This window comes from Yoonia sp., assembly GCF_965660735.1.
Classification (GTDB): domain Bacteria; phylum Pseudomonadota; class Alphaproteobacteria; order Rhodobacterales; family Rhodobacteraceae; genus Yoonia.
The window spans coordinates 18,386-38,043 of the sequence record NZ_CBFIBD010000012.1; the positions used below are offsets into that span (position 1 = coordinate 18,386).

The following is a 19,658-nucleotide window of genomic DNA, read 5'->3' on the forward strand; positions in this document are numbered from 1 at the left end:
TTATCTGGAAATTGCGGATTTCAGCGCGTGATAGGATGCCTTGGGCGTGCGCTTCAAGGTGTCAAAATCCACATGCACCATCCCGAACCGTTTTTCATAGCCGAAAGCCCATTCATAATTGTCCAGCAGCGACCAATAGAAAAAGCCCTGCACATTTGCGCCTTCGGCGATGGCCTGCTTGGCTGCCATGAAATGATCAGAGACAAAGGCCGTGCGCACAGGGTCGTAGACCGCACCGTTTTCAACGGTGTCATCCCATGCCATACCGTTTTCGGTCACATAGATCGGCAGATCACCCACGTAGTCCCGCGCCATACGCACCAGAACTTCACGCAGCCCATCTGGGTAGATCTCCCACCCCATCTGGGTCTTGTCGCCCGGTCCGGCGCTGCCGGTGATCTGTGGCCAAGGGGCACCTTGATCGGTGGTGACCATTTCGCGGGTATAATAGTTGACGCCCAGAAAATCCATCGGCTGGCTGATCAGCGCCATGTCATCCTGCCAGCCTGCGGGCATATGCGGCCCGAATCCTTCGAGCGCTTCGGCCGGGTAAGTGCCTTTGGTGATCGCCTCGATGAACCAACGGTTGTTGATCGCGTCCTGCCGTGTAGCGGCACGCGCCGCGCCTGCGCTGTCATCGGCGGGTTCGGTGTGGGCAAAGTTCAAGACGATACCGCAGTTTTCCATTCCTTTGGCGCGCAATCGCGACAGGCCGATCCCGTGCGCCAGTGTGATATGGTGCATCGCACGTGCAGCGGCGCGGATGTCGCGCAAACCTGGCGCGTGATGACCCAGAAAATGCGACAGATAGGCCACGCACCACGGTTCGTTGATCGTCGCGATCGACGTCACCCGGTCGCCGATCCGGTCGGTGATCACATCGGTGAAATCGCCAAAATATTCCGCCGTGTCGCGGTTCATCCAGCCACCCTTGTCCGCCAGCGCCGAAGGCAGTTCCCAATGATACAAGGTCTGGAACGGTTTCAGCCCGCGTTCCAGCATCGCATCGACCAGCCGATCGTAGAAATCCAACCCCGCGGGATTCACGGTGCGACCATCGGGCATGACCCGCGCCCAGGATGTGGAAAACCGGTAAGCATCCATGCCGGCGTCGCGCAGCAGATCAAGATCTTCGCCGTAGCGGTGGTAATGGTCACAGGCAATCGCACCATCCTCCGCCCGGACCACGTTGCCGGGGCCTTTGGCGAATGTATCCCAATGTGTCGGGCCGGCCCCGCCAAAGCTGTGCCCTTCGATCTGATAGGCGGCGGTTGCGGCCCCGAACAGAAAACCATCGGGGAAATCGGCGCGTGTAAATTTCATCTTTTTCCTTTCATAGCCCTATCTGGGGGCCGGGCCGGTCGAGCGACCGATCACGAGTTCAGCAGTCAACAGTTTGTTTTGCGGCGGTTCATCGGGATGGGTGATGGCATAAAGAAGCATGTCGGCCAACAGCCGGCCTGCATCGCGCACTGATGACCGTGTTGCGGTGAAAATCGGTGTGTCGCCGCCGTTTTGCAGATACGACAGCGCATCGTCATGGGTGATGATCGACACATCGCGCCCCATGACAAGGCCCTGTTCCTCGACTGCGCGGCGCACCCCCAGGGCCGAAACAAGCGAGGCGCAAATAATGGCGGTCGGCGGGGCGGTCAGTGCCAGCATCTGGCAGGTGCTTTCATAACCGATGACTTCGGTCATCTGGTTGGAATGCATCAGCGCCGGATCAGGCACGATGCCGCGTGATGTTAGCGCCGCCACATAACCGGCACGTCGCCGGTGCGCAAAATCCAGTTTTTCCTGTCCGTTGACCAGCCCGATCCGCCGATGGCCCAGGTCGAGAAGATAACCTGTCGCTTCGGCAAAGGCCTCCTCGTTATTCACGTCCAGCCACGTAAACGGTTTTTCAACGTGGCCGGTCCGCCCGTGAACAGCAAAAGGCAGATCGATTTCTTGCAAAAGTTCCACCCGCGGTTCCGAAATGCGCGGGCCGTGAACGATCACCCCGTCCACCGCACGCCGTGCCTTTAACCCACGATAAATGTTGTCTTCGTTGCGACCGTCAATGATCGAAAGGATCATTTCATAGCCATTGCGGGAATAGGTTTCACCGGCACCGGCAATGAAATCACCAAAGACCGGATTGACCATTTCCGGTGTCGTGCCAATTGGTATCACGTGACCAATGGCCAGCGCCTGCCCGGTGGCAAGCCCTTTGGCGCGGATGTTCGGGCGGTAGCCGAACTGCTGCGCGGCTCGCTCGACCCGTTGACGGGTCGCGCTGTTCACCTCTGGATATCCATTGAGCGCACGGCTGACGGTTGTTTGGCTAAGCCCCAGATTTTGCGATAGTTCTTTAAGGTTCATGGCGTTATTCGCAGTTTCCGGTGCAGTTTGCAGCGGCCCTTTCCTGTGCCGCCTGACGGACGACGATCTGATCCCGTAATCGTTTTCGTATCTGCTTCGACATCAAAAACCAATAGGCGTTTGCGCTAACAGTCCGTTGTTGACAGAACGGGCAACTTGAACAACTGTAGCCATAGTCAAAGCGCTTTGGGAAGTGATTCCGAAGGTGTTAGTGATGAAAACGAACGCATTTTGAGTGCAAACGATAGTTGCGCAAGTTGCGCGATAGGGAGGAATACCAATGAAAACCAAACTGTATGCCACCGCGGCAGCAGTCGCCCTTTGTGCGGGCGCTGTCCACGCAGAGGGGCACCTGAGCGGGGTTGATATCACCGTTTCGGGCACCTGGCTTAGCCCCGAAGCAGAAATCGTGAATGAAATCTTTGACCTGTTCGAGGCGCAAACCGGCGCCAACGTCAGCTATGTCGGGTCCGACAGCTTTGAGCAGCAGGTCATCATTGATGCCGAAGCTGGTTCTGCCGCGAACATCTCGGTCTTTCCGCAGCCCGGTCTGGCCTCTGACCTTGCCTCGCGCGGGTTCCTGACGCCGCTGGAGGAAGGGTCGGCAGAATGGATTGCGGAAAACTATGCCGCCGGGCAATCCTGGGTCGATCTGGGGACATATGCGGACGAAAACGGCGATCCGCAGCTTTACGGCATGTTCTTTCGCGTCGATTTGAAATCGCTGGTCTGGTATAGCCCAGAAAACTTTGAGGATGCCGGATACGAGATTCCGCAGACCATGGAAGAGCTGAAGGCGTTGTCCGATCAGATCGTGGCCGATGGTGAAACACCATGGTGCATCGGTCTGGGGTCGGGTGCGGCGACAGGCTGGCCTGCGACCGACTGGGTCGAGGATATGATGCTGCGCACGCAGCCGCCTGAAATCTATGACGCATGGGTCACGAACGAACTGCCATTCGACAGCCCGGAAGTGATTGCGGCAATCGACGAATTCGGCGCATTCGCCCGGAACGACGATTACGTTGCCGGTGGTGCCGGTGCCGTTGCCACGACTGATTTCCGTGACAGCCCCAAGGGCATGTTCTCGAGCCCGCCACAGTGCTACATGCACCGCCAGGCATCGTTCATCCCGGCGTTTTTCCCTGAAGGCACCGAAATTGGCGAAGACGTCGATTTCTTCTACTTCCCTGCTTACGAAAGCAAGGATCTGGGATCGCCGGTTCTGGGCGCGGGCACCTTGTTCGCCATCACAAACCCCGGCCCCGGTGTGCAAGAGTTGATCGCATTCCTGCGCCAGCCCGAAGCGCATGAAGTGTGGATGTCTTACGGCGGCTTCCTGACACCACACAAAGGTGTCGATACTGCCAAGTTCATCGACGATACTTCGCGCGGGTTGAACGACATTCTGCTGGGTGCGACAACCTTCCGGTTTGACGGATCCGACCTGATGCCGGGTGCGATCGGTGCCGGTGCATTCTGGACCGGCATGGTCGATTATGCCGGTGGCACACCCGCAGCCGAGGTGGCCGCATCCGTGCAGGATGCCTGGGACGCGATCAAGTAAGCGTCTGCTTTGATGACATGATGGATCAGTCCGGGCCACGTCCCGGGCTGATCCCACCAGACACATCGTTTCGGGGAGGGGACTATGGACGCTGCACTGCTGGGACTTGCAACGATCATTATCGGCGTCGGTGGATGCCTCGGGTATTTTTATTTTTCCAACCAGTTGCTGGACAAGGTGCTGTTCCCGGCCAAGGGTGAACATGCCGGGCGCAATATCAATCGCGCCAACCTGATCCGGCCCTGGATTTTCCTGTTTCCCGCGATTTTCGCGCTGGGTCTTTACCTAGCTTATCCGGTGTTTGCGACGCTGTGGTATTCCGTGACCGACCGGGATCAGGGCGGTGCCTTTGTCGGGTTCGCAAATTACAGCCAGATGTTCGACGAACCCAAGTTCTGGGAAGCATTGCGCAACAACATTCTGTGGCTGATCGTGGTGCCGGCGGCATCCACCGCCTTTGGGCTGCTGGCCGCACAGCTGACCGACCGGATCAAATGGGGCAGCATCGCCAAGTCGATGATTTTCATGCCGATGGCGATTTCCTTTGTCGGGGCCTCTGTGATTTTCAAACTCATTTATGACACCCGGCCTGTCGATCAAAACCAGATCGGTGTGCTGAATGCAGTCTGGTTGCAATTTGATGGTGGCGCGGGGTCGTTCCTGATCCTGCGGCTGGTGCCGATCTGTATCCTGCTGATCTTTGCCATGGTTGCGGCCTACGTCGGGTGGAGCCTGATGCGCCCGGTGATCAAGCCCGAAGGACAAAAGGTCAGCACCCTGAGTATCCCGCTGCGTATCGTGGCAGGGCTGGGTGCCGCCTTTTTGATTGTGCAGTCTGTGCAGTCCATCTTGGGGCTTGGCACCGCGTCATTCCCTTACGGCGTGCCGCAGACATGGCTGACCATTCCATTCTGGAACTCGTTCTTTCTGATGATCGTCCTGATCTGGATCCAGACCGGTTTTGCAATGGTGATCCTGTCGGCGGCCCTGCGTGGTATCCCCGAGGAAACCATCGAGGCCGCGATTGTCGATGGCGCAAACCCGTTTCAGGTCTTTTTCAAAATCAAGATGCCGCAGATCGCCAGCACCATCGTCGTGGTCTGGACAACGATCACGCTGGTCGTTCTCAAGGTGTTCGACATTGTGTTTGCCATGACCAACGGCCAGTGGGAAACGCAGGTTCTGGCAAATTACATGTATGACAAGCTGTTCCGTGCGAACGACTGGGGTGTTGGTTCTGCCAGTGCGATGGTGATCATGCTGCTGGTCAGCCCGATCCTGATCTGGAACGTCTATAACGCCCGCAAGGAAATGCGTTGATATGGCCCGCGACTGCATAGGAGCAAATCATGGATAACATTGCCGGCACGAAATCAAGCCTGACCTGGGCGGTGCATATCTCGGTCGTTCTATTGGTGGCGCTATGGCTGTTTCCGACGGTCGGGTTGCTGGTGTCGTCCTTTCGCACCGCCGATCAGATCGCCAGTTCCGGCTGGTGGCAGGCCCTGTTTCCGACCGAACAGAACCTGACGCTGCGCACTGCCGATCCCGATGACGACGGCGTGCAGCAACTGGTGGATGGTGTTTACACCGTCAGCGGCAACCTGTTCGTCGTCGAAGGGATGGCGGCATCCGCCGACGCGAGCGAGGCGGAAATCAGCGTCTGGGGCACATCCAGCCGCGCGATTGCCGATTATCAGCCCGGAGAGACCGCAGATCTGGGTGATGGTGAAACGATCACGGTGCAGGCAAATGGCGATTACGTCTGGACGGGAACGGATGAACTTTCGGGGCGTGGTCAGCGTGCGTTTGTAACGGCGACAACACCGCCGGAATTCACGCTTGGCAATTATGAGACCGTTCTGGCCAGCGAGGCCAGCACCGACAGCATGGCCAAGGCGTTTTTCAACACCATGACCGTGACGATCCCGGCGACGATCATTCCCATCGTGATCGCGGCATTTGCCGCCTATGCGTTGGCATGGATGGATTTTGCAGGTCGTGCAATCCTGATTGCCTGTGTTGTCGCGCTTTTGGTAGTGCCGCTGCAACTGGCGCTGATCCCGCTGTTGCGGCTGCATCTGGGAATCGGCATCGGCAAGGGGTATTTGGGGGTCTGGCTGGCGCATACCGGGTTCGGGCTGCCACTCGCGGTTTATCTGTTACGCAATTACATGGTCGGGCTGCCGCGCGATATCATCGAAAATGCGCGCGTGGATGGCGCGACCGAATTTCAGATTTTCACCAAGATAATCCTGCCTCTGTCCTTTCCGGCGCTGGCATCCTTCGCGATCTTCCAGTTTCTGTGGACATGGAACGATCTGCTTGTGGCCAAGGTATTCCTGATCGACAGTTCGGGGCAAACGACCGTCATGACCAACCAGATCGTCGAGTTGCTGGGCACGCGGGGCGGGAATTGGGAAATTCTGGCAACGGCTGCCTTTGTGTCGATCTCGGTGCCGTTGGTGGTGTTCTTTGCGATGCAGAAATACCTTGTGCGCGGTCTGCTGGCCGGGTCGGTGAAATAAGAGCTTCGGCCCCGGGGGTGATCCGGGGCAGGGTATAACAGGCCCAGGGCCAAATAAGGAAAACGACAATGAATGTGGCGCTCGCGCAGCAACCCCAGACAGTAATTGACAAGGATTGGTGGCGCGGTGCGGTGATCTATCAGATCTATCCGCGCAGCTATCAGGACAGCAATGGCGATGGCATTGGCGATCTGTTGGGGATCGTTCAGCGGCTGCCCTATATCGCTTCGCTTGGTGTGGACGCGATCTGGATTTCACCCTTCTTCATGTCGCCGATGAAGGACTTCGGTTATGACGTCAGCGACTATTGCGACGTGGACCCGATGTTCGGTTCCATCGCTGATTTCGATGCGGTCGTGGATACCGCGCACCGGCTGGGCCTGAAAGTGATGATCGATCTGGTGCTGAGCCATACCAGCGACCAGCACCCGTGGTTCGTGCAAAGCCGCGTCGACCGCACCAATGACAAGGCCAATTGGTACGTCTGGGCCGACCCCAAGCCTGACGGCACCCCGCCCAATAACTGGCTGTCGATCTTTGGCGGGTCCGCATGGCAGTGGGATGCGCGGCGCGAACAGTATTTCATGCATAATTTTCTTGTCTCGCAACCGGACCTGAACTTTCACGAACCGCAGGTGCAAGAGGCGCTGCTGGATGTTGCCCTTTTCTGGCTGCATCGCGGTGTCGATGGGTTTCGGCTGGATACGATCAACTTTTATATTCACGACAAGCAGTTGCGCGACAATCCACCACTGGCCAAGGAAAAGCGCAATGCCACCATTGCGCCGTCGGTGAACCCCTATAACCATCAGGAACATCTGTACGACAAGAACCAGCCGGAAAATCTGGAATTTCTGCGCCGGTTGCGGGCGGTAATGGAACCCTTTGGTGCCGCCGCCGTCGGCGAGGTGGGCGATGCGCAGCGCGGACTGGAGATCATGGGCCAGTACACCAAAGGCGACGATCTGATGCAGATGTGTTATGCCTTTGAATTTCTGGCCAAGGACCAGCCCACCGCCAAACGGATCGTCACCGTGATGGAGGAGGTGGATGAGGTCGCATCGGATGGCTGGGCCTGCTGGGCGTTTTCGAACCACGATGTCGCCCGGCACACCACCCGCTGGGATATGACACCGGCAGCACAGCGTATGTTCGCAACGCTGATCATGTGCCTGCGTGGCTCGGTCTGCCTCTATCAGGGCGAAGAACTGGGCCTGCCAGAGGCAGACGTGGCGTTCGAGGACCTGCAAGATCCCTACGGCATTGAATTCTGGCCCGAATACAAGGGCCGCGATGGCTGCCGCACCCCGATGGTCTGGGAAAGCGACAATCTGAACGGTGGTTTTTCGACGCATAAACCGTGGTTGCCGGTCGCACCCGAGCACTATCACCTGTCGGTTGCCAGCCAAGAGGACGAGCCGGGCGCGATCCTGCACCATTACCGCAAGGCGATCGCATTCCGCCGCAACCATCCTGCGTTGATGCAGGGTGATCTGGACAAGATCCGCGCTAGGGGCGACGTGGTTTATTTCACACGTTCGCTGGGCGATCAGGCGATATTCTGTGCCTTCAACGTCAGCGAAACACCGTCTGACATAGATTTGCCCGCCGGTGACTGGACCCCGATCGGGGCCGAGCTGGGCAGTGCGCATCCTTCGGCGGATGGGCGGCTGTATCTGGGACCGTGGCAAGTCTGTCTTGCGCTGAAGACATAAAAATAAAAGGGGAGTGAGACATGGCCGATCTGAAACTGACGGATGTTGCCAAGACCTATGGCGGCACTGTCGATGTGCTCAAACATATCAACCTGGACATCAAGAAAGGTGAATTGATCGTCTTTGTCGGGCCGTCCGGCTGTGGCAAATCCACGCTGTTGCGGATGATCGCAGGGCTGGAAAAGATCACTGGCGGCACGCTGGAAATCGACGGGCAGGTCGTGAACGACGTGCCACCGGCGCAGCGCGGGATCGCGATGGTTTTCCAATCATACGCGCTCTATCCGCATATGACGGTGCGCGACAACATGGCGTTCGCGCTCAAACTCGCCAAGAAATCGCCCCAAGAGATCGAACAGGCCGTTGCCCGCGCCGCAAAGATCCTGCAACTGGACGAATACCTTGACCGGCTGCCCAAGGCCCTGTCGGGCGGGCAGCGGCAACGTGTCGCCATCGGGCGGAGCATCGTGCGTGATCCCAAGGTCTATCTGTTCGATGAACCGCTGTCGAACCTTGATGCGGCCCTGCGCGTGGCGACCCGGATCGAGATTGCGCAACTCAAGGAATCAATGCCGGACAGCACGATGATCTATGTCACTCATGACCAGGTCGAGGCGATGACGCTGGCGACCCGCATCGTGGTGCTGGCAAACAAGGGCATCGCACAGGTCGGCACCCCGCTGGAGTTGTATGAACGTCCCGAAAATGAATTCGTGGCCCAGTTCATCGGCAGCCCGGCGATGAACCTCTTGTCTGGCGAAATCGTTGAAACGGGCGGCATGACAACCGTGAAACTTGATGGGGGCGGATTGGTCAAATCCGCTGTGCCCACCCAGGCCTCTGACAAGGGGCTTAAGGTCAACGTGGGTATACGCCCCGAAGATATGATCGAAAGCGACGGTGATGATTACGCCTTTGAAGGCAAGGTCAATATCACCGAAGCACTGGGCGAGGTGACGCTTTTGTATTTCGACAAGGTAGGCGGCAATAACGCAGTGATCGGCAAGTTGCCGGGGATTCATGGCGAACTGAGGGGAAAATCGGTGCGTATGGCGGCGGACCCCGAGAAAGTGCAAATATTTCAAAATGGTCAGTCGCTTTATTACCGCTAGCCGGTTTCCGGCTTGCAGGGATCGCGCCGATGTGGTGGCATCGGCGTGGTAATCACCTGCGAGGCTCAAGAGATGCAAAACCCTGAAAATAAACTAAAAACCGCTTTGAGGGCCGGGCAATCACAGTATGGGTTGTGGCTGGCTGGCGCATCGCCTGTTGTGGCTGAACTGGCCGGTGGGGTCGGGTTTGACTGGTGCCTGATCGACGGGGAACATGGCCCGAATACCGTCGCACAGATGCTCCCGCAGTTGCAGGCACTTGCGGCGGCGGGCACGGCTGCCGTGGTGCGGGTTGCCGCACCAGAGGTATGGATGGTCAAGCAGGCGCTGGACCTTGGTGTGCAAACGGTGCTGGTGCCAATGGTCGATGATGCGGCCAAGGCTGCCGAAATGGCCCGCGCCATGCGGTATCCTCCCGACGGGATACGGGGCATGGGCGCGGTGCTGGCGCGTGCGTCACGCTATGGGGCAATTGCCGATTATCCACACACTGCCAATGCACAGGTTTGCCTGATGGTGCAGGCCGAAAGTGCTGTGGCGGTGGAAAATATTGATTCCATTGCCACGACGCCGGGGGTTGATGGCATCTTTGTCGGGCCAGCGGACCTGTCGGCGGATATGGGATATCCAGGTCAACCCGATCATCCAGAGGTGGAGGCCGCGATTGACCATATGATCGCACGCACGCTTGCCGCAGGCAAGATCGCGGGGATCATCACCTTTGACCGGGCACGTTTTGCGGATTATTCCAGAAAAGGTGTCACCTTTCTTGGGCTGGGGGGTGACATGGTGGTGCTGCGATCAGCGCTGGAAGATCTGCTGCAAAGCGCCAGACCGTGATCTGTTGGCCGAGAATTTTCGCGAAAATTCTTTTTCAGAAAACCAGCCGGATGTATCCCGGATTGCAGATGACGACCAGCTGTTGTGTTGTCTCAATCAGATGAAACCCGCGTTTGCGGACCTCATCCTCGAACCGGGCACGCCCTATTTCACGCGCGACCCAGATCTTGTTGCGCCGGACGACGCCGCCGGACTGGGCCGCCTTGGCTGAAAAAAGCTGATCGATCCATAGCTGGGGGTCATGGGGGCGGAGAGGCATATGCATGCCCCCATCCGACCCCATAAAGGTTAACTCCGGGTTTATGCCCGGCGGCGGCGACCTGTCCGCGCGCGGCCTTCGCCCTCTTTCACGGGGGCGCGGTTGAAACGGATCCAGTCGGCACCCGACGGGTCGTTGTTGGTCAAGAAATTGGCTGCACGGATGGCTTCCATTTCCGATCCCGCGCGCGGTTTGGTCGATCCCATTCCCAGCAGCGCCACAAATGTTTCATCGTCGATATCATCGGGCAGGATAATCCCGGCGGCCGCAAGTTCTGCCTTTTTCTCGGCGATCTTGATGGGGCCGACGGGCAGGGCGACAGGGTTCATGATCGCGCTTGTCATGCCCGCGGCCATCGCCATGGGAAGGAACGCATTGTTGATCCCGTGGCGGTTGGGCAGACCAAAGCTGATGTTGGAGGCCCCACAAGTCGTGTTGACACCCAATTCTTCGCGCAACCGGCGCACCAGCGTGAAAACCTGCAAACCGGCAGTGGACATTGCACCAATTGGCATGACAAGCGGGTCAACCACGATGTCATGCGCGGGGATTCCATAGTCAGCCGCACGCTCGACGATCTTCTTGGCGACGGCGAAGCGCACGTCGGGGTCTTCGGAAATGCCGGTGTCGTCGTTGGAAATAGCCACCACGGGCACGTTGTATTTCTTGACCAGCGGCAGCACCAGTTCCATCCGCTCTTCTTCGCCGGTGACGGAATTCAGCAGCGGGCGGCCTTCGCATGCGGCCAGGCCGTTTTCCAGCGCGCCGGGCACAGAGCTGTCGATGCACAGCGGCACATCGACAACGGCCTGCACCCGCTTGACCAGTTCGGTCATCAGCGGCGGTTCAACAAAGTTGTTGTCGGCGTAACGCGGGTCTTCGGCCATCTTGTTGGAAAAAACCGCACCAGAGTTTATATCCAGCACATTCGCACCTGCGGCGACCTGTGCAATCGCGTCTGCCTCGACCCGGCTGAAATCACCCTGTTCCAGTTCGGCGGCCAGAATCTTGCGGCCTGTGGGGTTGATCCGTTCACCGATCACGCAAAACGGCTGGTCAAAGCCGATGATGGCGGTCTTGGTCTTGGATTCGACGATGGTGCGGGTCATGAGCGGTCCTTGAGGTGAGAGGCAGGCACAGCGGATGCGCCGCCGTGTGCGATGGCCCAGTTGGCGTTGGTCTTGATGCCGCCAAGCGGGAAAAAGTGGACGTTGGTGATGTTGAAATCCGGGTTTTCGGCCTTGTGGGCGGCCAGCTCGGCGATCACGTCGTTGGGTTCATATGGCAGTAACAGCTTGGTCACATCCATCGCACGCTTTTGCAACACCTTCAACGACGGGCCGACACCACAGGCGATGGCGAATTTGATCAGCGTTTGCAGCTTGGCGGGCCCGGCGATGCCGATATGGATCGGCAGAGTGATGCCTGCATATTTCAGGCTGTCGGCCCATTCGATGATCGGCTGTGCTTCAAATGCGAATTGCGTGGCGATCGCCATTTTCGCATCGGTGCGCGACTGGAAATCGTTTTTCCAACGCAGGGCCGCGTCCACTTTCAGGCGCTTGCCGTCCGTGTCGATGTCGCGGTTGCCTTCGGGGTGGCCGGCGACGTGCAGGCGTGTGAACCCGGCCTTGTCGAACAGCCCGGTTTCCATCAACTGCATGGAATCGCTGAAATCGCCGTGCGGCGTCGTGACGCCGCCGGCCAGCAGCAGCGCCTGTTTCACATTCGCCTCGCCCTGGTAACGGGCGATCCAGTCGGCCAGCGTTGCGCGGTCCTTGATGATGCGGGCGGGGAAATGCGGCATGACGTTATAGCCATCGGCGGCAAGCCGTTTTGCGGTGGCGACCATGTCGTCAATCGGCGTGCCCTCGATATGGGCGATATAGACGCGGGTGCCTGCGGGCAGTAGGTCGCGGAAATCATCGACCTTTTCGGCGGTGCGCGGCATCACCTCGATCGAATAATCCTTCAGGAACGCCTCGACCTGCGGATTGACCGGCGTGGTGGTTTCTTCCTTGGGTTTGCGAAAATTAAGCAGGGACATGATGGCCTCCGTGATGCGGGCGGGGAAAGGGCGCGGTGTTTTCAATTCCAACCGTCGTTGGCGATCAACGCCTTGATCCGGTCGGTGTCGTATTCAGCATCGATTTGCGCAACAGCCGCGGCTGCGGCCTCTGCGTCGGTGCCGTCGGCGGGAAAGGGGTCAGCCTTGCGGAACCCGGCCATGTAATCATCGGATTCCGCAGCGCCCGATTTCATCGCGGCGCGGTCGATCGCCTGTTCGAACCGTTCGGGCAGGGGCAACTTCGTGCCACGCCGACCACGGCCAACGATGACCTGCGCTGGCATGTCGCGCCAGTAAACAATGGTGACGTCGGGCATCTGATTCCCCCTGCTTGCGTTGCAATCCTTCTAGCACCCGCTCTTGCGTCCCGATGTCGGATTTCGACATGCCGGACGCATTCAGCGACTGCATCCGCATATCCAACCCGGCAACGTCCCGCCAGTGCGGCGCAGGCCCAAATTCCTCATATCCAAGATGCGACCTATTCACCTTCGCGTTGACAAGGCTTGCACGTGACAGCGCGCCGACATAGCTTGAACGCAACTCGAAATGGAGGGCGTAACAGATGGCGCCCAAGCGTCCCACTGGTGCGGGCGCGTTCCCCAAAGTGGTCGCAACCCCCGCGCCAACCCCGCCTGATCCGGCAACGCTTTATGCGGCATTGGATTTGGGCACGAATAGCTGTCGCATGTTGATTGCCCAACCCAAGGGCAGCCAATTTCATGTGGTGGACAGTTTTGCCAAGTCAGTGCAGCTTGGCGCCGGTCTGGAAAGCACCGGGCGGTTGTCGCGCGCGTCGATGAACCGCACGATTGCGGCCCTGCGTATCTGTCGTGACAAATTGCGCCGCCACGGTGTGAAACGGATGCGTCTTGTCGCGACCGAGGCGTGCAGGCGCGCGTTGAACGGTGACAACTTCATCGCGCAGGTGCGGCGTGAAACGGGCCTCCAGCTTGAAATCATCAAGCCAGAGGAAGAGGCGCGACTGGCCGTCATTTCCTGTGCTCCGCTGGTCAGCGTGAATACCGAACAATTGCTGGTGGTCGATATCGGGGGCGGGTCGACAGAACTGGTCTGGATCGACCTGACCAATGTGCCCAAACGCGAACGCCCCCGCGCGATCATGCGGCTGCATGCCGGGTTCAAGTCCGATCCTGGCCCCTTTGCTGCCGCCAAGGTGGTGGACTGGATTTCGGTGCCGCTGGGTGTCGCGACACTGCGTGACCAATTCCATGATGTCGAAGATGACGCCGCCCGCTTTGCCCTGATGAGCTGGTTTTTCGAGGAAAACCTTGAGGAATTTGCACCATACGCCGCAGCGCAGGCACGCGAGGGGTTCCAGATCATCGGCACCAGCGGGACCGTGACCACCGTCGCGGCCAGCTATCTGGGGCTGAAACGCTATGACAGGACCAAGGTGGACGGGTTGCGCATGACATCCGACCAGATTGACACGGTGATCCGGGATTACCTGTCGCTGGGGCCGGCGGGCCGCCGGGCCGACCCGCGTATCGGGCGCGACAGGCAGGCACTTATCATGTCAGGCTCGGCGATCTTGCAGGCGCTGATGCGGCTTTGGCCCACCGACCGGCTGTCGGTCGCGGACCGTGGTCTGCGCGAAGGCTTGCTTTATGCGCAGATGTCGGCGGATGGGGTCTTGGAAGATACACCTTTTTAGACGATAGCAGGAACATGGCCAGGAAACCGACAAAGAATACATCCGGACGCGGACAGCGCGACCTGACCGTCAAGGTCAAGACCGCCCGCGGCCGCAAGCTCAGCTCGACCCAATGGTTGCAGCGGCAGTTGAACGACCCTTATGTCAAACGTGCCAAGGCCGAAGGGTATCGCGGCAGGGCCGCTTACAAGATATTGGAGCTTGACGACAAATACCGCTTTCTGGTGCCAGGTGCCCGGATCGTAGACTTGGGCTGTGCGCCCGGTGGCTGGTTGCAGGTGGCGGTCAAGCGCGCCAATACGCTGGGTGACCGCAAGAGCAAGGCACAGGGCTATGTGCTGGGCGTTGATCTGCAAGAGGTTGAACCGATCGCGGGCGCGGAAATTCACCAGTTGGATTTTCTGGAAAATGACGCCGATGAAAAGGTCAAGACGTGGCTGGGCGGCAAGGCTAATGTTGTGATGTCCGACATGGCCGCATCGGCATCGGGGCACAAGCAGACCGACCACAACCGCATTATCGCGCTGTGCGAGGCTGCGGCCTATTTCGCATTTGACGTGCTGGAGGACGGTGGGACATTCGTGGCCAAGGTGCTGGCCGGCGGCGCCGAGGGTGAGCTGCAAAAGCTGCTCAAATCCCGCTTTGCCAAGGTCGCGAATGTCAAACCACCCGCGTCCCGGTCGGACAGTTCTGAAAAATTCGTGGTGGCGACGGGTTTCAAGGGCGAACAGGGCGCATCAGACGAAGGTTAATCGCGTGCCCCAGTCGGCACAGCGGTTTATCAACGCCTCTGACGGTATGCGGTCGGTCACGAAATGATCAACCTGCGCCAATGACGCGATCTTGACAGGGGCCTTGCGGGTGAACTTGCTGCTGTCGGCGACCAGGATCGTTGCGCGGGCAGCGGCGATGATCTGTTGGCTGACGCGGACTTCCTCTGGGTCGAAATCAAGCAGGTCGCCGGACAGGTCGATGGCAGAGGTCCCGATCACTGCGAAATCGACCTTGAAGCGGTCAATCGCCATGGCCGCCAGATCACCGACCAGCCCGCCATCGGACCGGCGCAGACTGCCACCTGCCACCACCACATCACAGCCGGGATTGCCGGCAAGGATATTGGCCACATTCAGATTGTTGGTGACCACCAGCAAATTGCGATGAGCATGCAGGGCGTGGGCCACCGCCTCTGTCGTGGTACCAATATTAAGGAAAAGCGACGCATGATCGGGGATCAGCCGCGCTGTGCGGCGTGCGATGCGGATCTTGATATCACGGTTCAACGCTCGCCGGTCGCCATAGCCGATATTGCTGACGCCCGACGGCAGAACCGCGCCCCCATGCACCCGTTCCAAAAGACCGGCGGCGCAAAGCTGCCGCAGATCGCGGCGGATCGTCTGAACGGCCATGCCGGTTTCTGCGGCCAGGTCTGTGGCGATGACCTTGCCGCTCGCTTGTGCCTGCGCGCGGATCAGGCTGTGGCGTGCATCGGTATCCATGTGTTCGTTCTTTCGCATAACCGAAAAGATGACAGGAATTTTGTATTGAATATATAGCCAAATGGCAATTCGGATCAGGTTCGCTTGATGAATGGCGAACAGGAACAGAGCAATAGGTTGCCGCCCCTTGGAGGTGCGCCTAGCACCTTTGGCAAATCAAGAGGTGGATCATGGCAACGGATTTCGATCTTTTTATCATTGGCGGTGGGATCAACGGTTGCGGCATTGCGCGTGATGCGGCGGGCCGGGGGTTGAAGGTCGGGCTGGCCGAGATGAATGATCTGGCGTCGGCCACGTCGTCCGCCTCGACCAAGCTGTTTCACGGCGGGCTGCGGTATCTGGAGTTTTTCGAATTCGGGTTGGTCCGCAAGGCGCTGATCGAACGCGAGGTGCTGTTGCGCAACATGCCGCATATCAGTTGGCCAATGCGGTTTGTGTTGCCCTATCACCCCGATATGCGGTTCGAAAACGACACACCGACATCGCGGCTGCTGTCAACGGTCATGCCGTGGATGAAGGGCCGCCGCCCGGCCTGGCTGATCCGCCTGGGATTGTTCATGTATGATAACCTTGGCGGGCGGAAAATCCTGCCCGCGACGCGTGTGGTCGACCTGACCAGGCGGCCCGTCGGTGCGCCCCTGAAGGACAAGTTCAAGCAGGCTTATGAATATTCCGATTGCTGGGTTGAGGATGCGCGCCTTGTCGTGCTGAACGCCCGTGACGCCGCCGAACATGGCGCACGGATCATGACCCGCACCAAAGTCATCAGCGCCGACCGTGTCAAAGGACATTGGCAGATCGTTACGGAAACCAATGGCAAGCAATCCACACATACCGCACGCGCGCTGGTCAATGCCGGCGGCCCCTGGGTCGAAAATGTCGTGCGCCAGGTGGCGCATCAAAACACGTCCGAAGGCGTGCGACTGGTGCGCGGCAGCCATATCGTGACCAAAAAGCTGTTCGATCACGACAAGGCCTATTTCTTTCAGGGGGAAGATGGCCGGATCATCTTTGCCATTCCATACGAGACGGATTTTACCCTGATCGGGACGACAGATCAGGAACATGATGATCTGAATACAAAACCCGTCGCAACCGAGGCCGAGCAGGATTATCTGTGCGCTTTTGCCTCGCAATACTTTGAAAAACCGGTGACGCGGGACGATATCGTGTGGACTTATTCCGGGGTGCGTCCGCTTTATGATGATGGTGCGAAATCGGCGACGGCGGCGACACGGGACTATGTACTTTCGCTGGATGACAATGGTGCGCCTTTGCTGAACGTCTTTGGTGGCAAGATCACGACCTATCGCAAACTGGCAGAAAACGCGCTGGGGAAACTGACACCGCTGATCGGCGGGACCTCGCCCTGGACAGAGGATGCGCCACTGCCCGGCGGGAATTTCAAGGTTGGTGACCGCGACAGGCTGGTATCTGACCTGCTGGCTGACTATCCGTTTCTGACCCCTGCATGGGCGTTGCGCCTGATAAAGGGGTATGGAACCGAAGCCCGCAGCATTCTTGGCGACGCGAAAAACTCTGCCGATCTGGGCCGAGATTTCGGCGCGACCCTGACCGAGGCAGAGGTCAAGTGGCTGATGGCGCGCGAATATGCGAAGACCGCCGAAGATGTCGTTTGGCGGCGCAGCAAGCTGGGCCTGCGGCTGACGCCCGATCAGATTGCGGCGCTTGACGCCCATATGGCGGGTTGAGGCCTGCGGCAAAAAACCACTATGCTGCGACGAAAAGCGGGGACAACATGACCTATATTCTGGCCATCGACCAAGGCACCACATCCAGCCGTGCGATCCTGTTTGATAAGGACATGCGTGTCAAAGCCACCGCACAAGAGGAATTTCCCCAGCATTTCCCTCAGTCGGGCTGGGTCGAACATGATCCGGCGGATATCTGGAACTCGGTCGTGGCGACCTGCAAGGCGGTGCTGGACAAGGCGGAGCTGTCCGCCGCCGACGTGGTCGCCATTGGCATCACCAACCAGCGCGAAACCACAGTGGTCTGGGACAAGACCACGGGTAAACCTGTGCACAATGCGATTGTGTGGCAGGACCGGCGCACATCGGGTTTCTGTCAGGAATTGCGCAAGGAAGGGTTCGAAGCCACGATTACCCACAAGACCGGCCTGCTGGCTGATCCTTATTTTTCCGGGACCAAGCTGCGCCATATCCTGCAAACCGTCGACGGTGCGCGGGAACGGGCCGAAGCTGGCGAACTGCTGTTCGGGACGGTGGACAGCTACCTGATCTGGAAGCTGACCGGCGGGGCCAACCATGTGACAGATGCGACCAACGCGGCGCGCACCATGCTCTATGATATCCGCAAAGGGCAATGGAGCAGCACGATCTGCGCCCGTTTCGGGATCCCGATGGCAATGCTGCCAAAGGTCAAGGATTGCGCCGCCGATTTCGGCATGACCGCACCAGAGCTGTTTGGCAAGGCGCTGCCCATTCTGGGCGTCGCGGGGGACCAGCAGGCGGCGACGCTTGGTCAGGCTTGTTTCCGGCCGGGCATGTTGAAATCGACGTATGGGACGGGGTGTTTTGCCCTGCTCAACACTGGCGAAACACTTGTCGAAAGCAAGAATCGCCTGTTGGGTACGATCGCCTATCAGTTCGATGGCAAGCCGACATATGCGCTGGAAGGGTCAATCTTTATCGCGGGGGCCGTCGTCCAATGGCTGCGCGACGGGCTGCATTTGATCCGCGACGCTGCCGAAACGCAAACGCTGGCCGAAAGTGCGGATTTCGGGCACGAACTCTATCTGGTGCCTGCCTTTACAGGGCTTGGCGCGCCCTATTGGGACGCCGAAGCACGCGGCGCGATCTATGGTCTGACCCGCAATTCGGGACCTGCCGAATTCGCGCGTGCCGCGCTTGAAAGCGTCGGTTTCCAGACCCGCGATCTGTTGGAGGCGATGAAGAGCGACTGGCAAAGCTCTGGTAAAGATGGTGTTTTACGGGTCGATGGCGGGATGAGCGCATCAGACTGGACGATGCAGTTCCTGTCAGACATCATCGGTGCGCCAGTGGACCGCCCCAAAGTGCTGGAGACGACAGCAATGGGCGTGGCCTGGCTGGCGGGGATGCGGGCCGGGGTCTATCCCGATCAGAAAGGGTTTGCCGCCGAATGGGCGCTTGATCGGCGGTTCAAGCCCCAGATGGACGAGGTAACGCGCGAACGCCGCTACGAAGGCTGGCAGGACGCGGTTGCGCGCACGCTGAGCAAGCCAGACGTCTAGATCACGCTTGCGCTGCATGCCATACGGCAAATTCATCGGGGTGTATGTCGCGCAGTTGCGCCGCTACTGTGGCTGAAAGGGTCAGGTCCATGCTGGGCGAAACATTCTTTTGCTGCGGTGCGACCCGCATATGCAGTCGTTGGTCCAGAAAACGGATTACCTTGTCCCACGCCTCGTAGCGAAACAAATGGTCAACACCAATTTCCCCGTCAGCGGTGCGCAGGAATTTCGCCTGTGATCCCACAGTGGCAAACGGGGCCGGTTGCGCCTTGCAATATTCCAGCACGAAATCGTCAAAAGTGACATCGCGGGTGCTGTTGGGATGACCTGCCAGCGCATCGCGGGTGCGGTAACGAAACCAGCTTCCCAGCCAGTCAACCGGGTGGCGCACAACGGCCATAAGTTCGGGCGCTTGCCCGCCTGGTTGCATCAACAAGGGGCGCAGGAATCGGTTGTAGCGACGGCAGGGCGTATGTTTCAGATGCGGCGGGTCACGTAAAACCATGCTGGCACGCGGGGCCAATGCACCTGCCAACGCGGTCGTTCCGGTCTTTGGAACCGCTAGAATGACAAGATTTTCCTTCGAAAAAACAAGCATTTGGATCGCGACCTTTGTATCTGTCGAGGTAAGCCATCTGGTGTAAACCAATCTTTAACCAGTCTTGGGCGAAGATGAACCCGTAAAATTCTGGTTGCAATGTTCCTGTTTTGATCCCATGAATAATGAGAACACAATAAGAACAAAAGCAATGATTGCCGCCCGGTCGGGCGC

The 19,658-nt window shown here is 58.8% G+C and carries 18 protein-coding genes; 10 read left to right on the top strand and 8 right to left on the bottom strand.

Going from position 1 to position 19,658, the window contains the following annotated elements; genetic code table 11:
* Positions 1-1,323, bottom strand: coding sequence for a GH1 family beta-glucosidase (locus tag ACTG4B_RS06725; RefSeq protein WP_439154921.1), 1,323 nt, complete (start codon positions 1,321-1,323; stop codon positions 1-3).
* An 18-nt stretch (positions 1,324-1,341) separates the two neighbouring features.
* Positions 1,342-2,367, bottom strand: coding sequence for a LacI family DNA-binding transcriptional regulator (locus ACTG4B_RS06730; RefSeq protein WP_439154922.1), 1,026 nt, complete (start codon positions 2,365-2,367; stop codon positions 1,342-1,344).
* Positions 2,368-2,647: 280 nt separating this feature from the next.
* On the opposite strand from ACTG4B_RS06730, the gene ACTG4B_RS06735 reads away from it, so the two are divergent.
* The 6 genes from ACTG4B_RS06735 (at position 2,648) to ACTG4B_RS06760 (ending at position 10,129) form a co-directional block, all read left to right on the top strand.
* Complete coding sequence (locus ACTG4B_RS06735; protein ID WP_439154923.1) at positions 2,648-3,934, top strand: ABC transporter substrate-binding protein; 1,287 nt, start codon at positions 2,648-2,650, stop codon at positions 3,932-3,934.
* An 84-nt stretch (positions 3,935-4,018) separates the two neighbouring features.
* The gene (locus ACTG4B_RS06740; protein ID WP_439154924.1) at positions 4,019-5,254 is read left to right on the top strand and encodes a carbohydrate ABC transporter permease; all 1,236 of its coding nucleotides are present in this window, start codon (positions 4,019-4,021) and stop codon (positions 5,252-5,254) included.
* 29 nt (positions 5,255-5,283) lie between these two features.
* Positions 5,284-6,462, top strand: a complete 1,179-nt coding sequence (locus ACTG4B_RS06745; protein WP_439154925.1) for a carbohydrate ABC transporter permease — start codon at positions 5,284-5,286, stop codon at positions 6,460-6,462.
* Positions 6,463-6,530: 68 nt separating this feature from the next.
* Positions 6,531-8,177, top strand: coding sequence for an alpha-glucosidase (locus tag ACTG4B_RS06750; protein WP_439154926.1), 1,647 nt, complete (start codon positions 6,531-6,533; stop codon positions 8,175-8,177).
* A gap of 20 nt (positions 8,178-8,197) precedes the next feature.
* Complete coding sequence (locus ACTG4B_RS06755) at positions 8,198-9,289, top strand: ABC transporter ATP-binding protein (protein WP_439154927.1); 1,092 nt, start codon at positions 8,198-8,200, stop codon at positions 9,287-9,289.
* A gap of 72 nt (positions 9,290-9,361) precedes the next feature.
* Positions 9,362-10,129: an HpcH/HpaI aldolase family protein gene (locus ACTG4B_RS06760; protein ID WP_439154928.1), complete on the top strand. Its 768-nt coding sequence runs from the start codon at positions 9,362-9,364 to the stop codon at positions 10,127-10,129.
* A 34-nt stretch (positions 10,130-10,163) separates the two neighbouring features.
* Here the strand turns inward: ACTG4B_RS06760 and ACTG4B_RS06765 are convergent, their stop codons facing one another.
* From ACTG4B_RS06765 to ACTG4B_RS06780, 4 genes are read right to left on the bottom strand one after another with little or no spacing between them, the layout of a single operon-like run.
* Positions 10,164-10,394: an N-(5'-phosphoribosyl)anthranilate isomerase gene (locus ACTG4B_RS06765; protein ID WP_439154929.1), complete on the bottom strand. Its 231-nt coding sequence runs from the start codon at positions 10,392-10,394 to the stop codon at positions 10,164-10,166.
* A gap of 35 nt (positions 10,395-10,429) precedes the next feature.
* Entirely contained in the window at positions 10,430-11,497 is a 1,068-nt protein-coding gene (locus ACTG4B_RS06770) for a methyltetrahydrofolate cobalamin methyltransferase (RefSeq protein ID WP_439154930.1), read from the bottom strand.
* Entirely contained in the window at positions 11,494-12,435 is a 942-nt protein-coding gene (locus ACTG4B_RS06775; RefSeq protein WP_439154931.1) for a methylenetetrahydrofolate reductase, read from the bottom strand. Before ACTG4B_RS06775 ends, ACTG4B_RS06770 begins: the two co-directional genes overlap by 4 nt.
* A 41-nt stretch (positions 12,436-12,476) precedes the next feature.
* The gene (locus ACTG4B_RS06780; RefSeq protein WP_439154932.1) at positions 12,477-12,773 is read right to left on the bottom strand and encodes a virulence factor; all 297 of its coding nucleotides are present in this window, start codon (positions 12,771-12,773) and stop codon (positions 12,477-12,479) included.
* Between the two features lie 248 nt (positions 12,774-13,021).
* Here ACTG4B_RS06780 and ACTG4B_RS06785 point away from each other — a divergent pair, with 248 nt between their 5' ends.
* Both ACTG4B_RS06785 and ACTG4B_RS06790 read left to right on the top strand, forming a co-directional pair.
* Entirely contained in the window at positions 13,022-14,134 is a 1,113-nt protein-coding gene (locus tag ACTG4B_RS06785) for a Ppx/GppA phosphatase family protein (RefSeq protein ID WP_439154933.1), read from the top strand.
* 14 nt (positions 14,135-14,148) lie between these two features.
* Positions 14,149-14,886, top strand: a complete 738-nt coding sequence (locus tag ACTG4B_RS06790; RefSeq protein ID WP_439154934.1) for an RlmE family RNA methyltransferase — start codon at positions 14,149-14,151, stop codon at positions 14,884-14,886.
* On the opposite strand, the gene ACTG4B_RS06795 is transcribed toward ACTG4B_RS06790, so the two are convergent.
* Entirely contained in the window at positions 14,872-15,630 is a 759-nt protein-coding gene (locus ACTG4B_RS06795) for a DeoR/GlpR family DNA-binding transcription regulator (protein WP_439154935.1), read from the bottom strand. The two genes, ACTG4B_RS06790 and ACTG4B_RS06795, sit on opposite strands and share 15 nt — an antisense overlap.
* A gap of 170 nt (positions 15,631-15,800) precedes the next feature.
* On the opposite strand from ACTG4B_RS06795, the gene glpD reads away from it, so the two are divergent.
* The gene (gene glpD, locus ACTG4B_RS06800; RefSeq protein ID WP_439154936.1) at positions 15,801-17,342 is read left to right on the top strand and encodes a glycerol-3-phosphate dehydrogenase; all 1,542 of its coding nucleotides are present in this window, start codon (positions 15,801-15,803) and stop codon (positions 17,340-17,342) included.
* A gap of 47 nt (positions 17,343-17,389) precedes the next feature.
* Positions 17,390-18,886: a glycerol kinase GlpK gene (gene glpK, locus ACTG4B_RS06805; RefSeq protein ID WP_439154937.1), complete on the top strand. Its 1,497-nt coding sequence runs from the start codon at positions 17,390-17,392 to the stop codon at positions 18,884-18,886.
* A 1-nt stretch (position 18,887) separates the two neighbouring features.
* On the opposite strand, the gene ACTG4B_RS06810 is transcribed toward glpK, so the two are convergent.
* Positions 18,888-19,484 (bottom strand): gamma-glutamyl kinase, encoded by a 597-nt coding sequence (locus ACTG4B_RS06810; protein WP_439154938.1) that lies wholly within the window; start codon positions 19,482-19,484, stop codon positions 18,888-18,890.
* Positions 19,485-19,658: the final 174 nt, after the last annotated feature.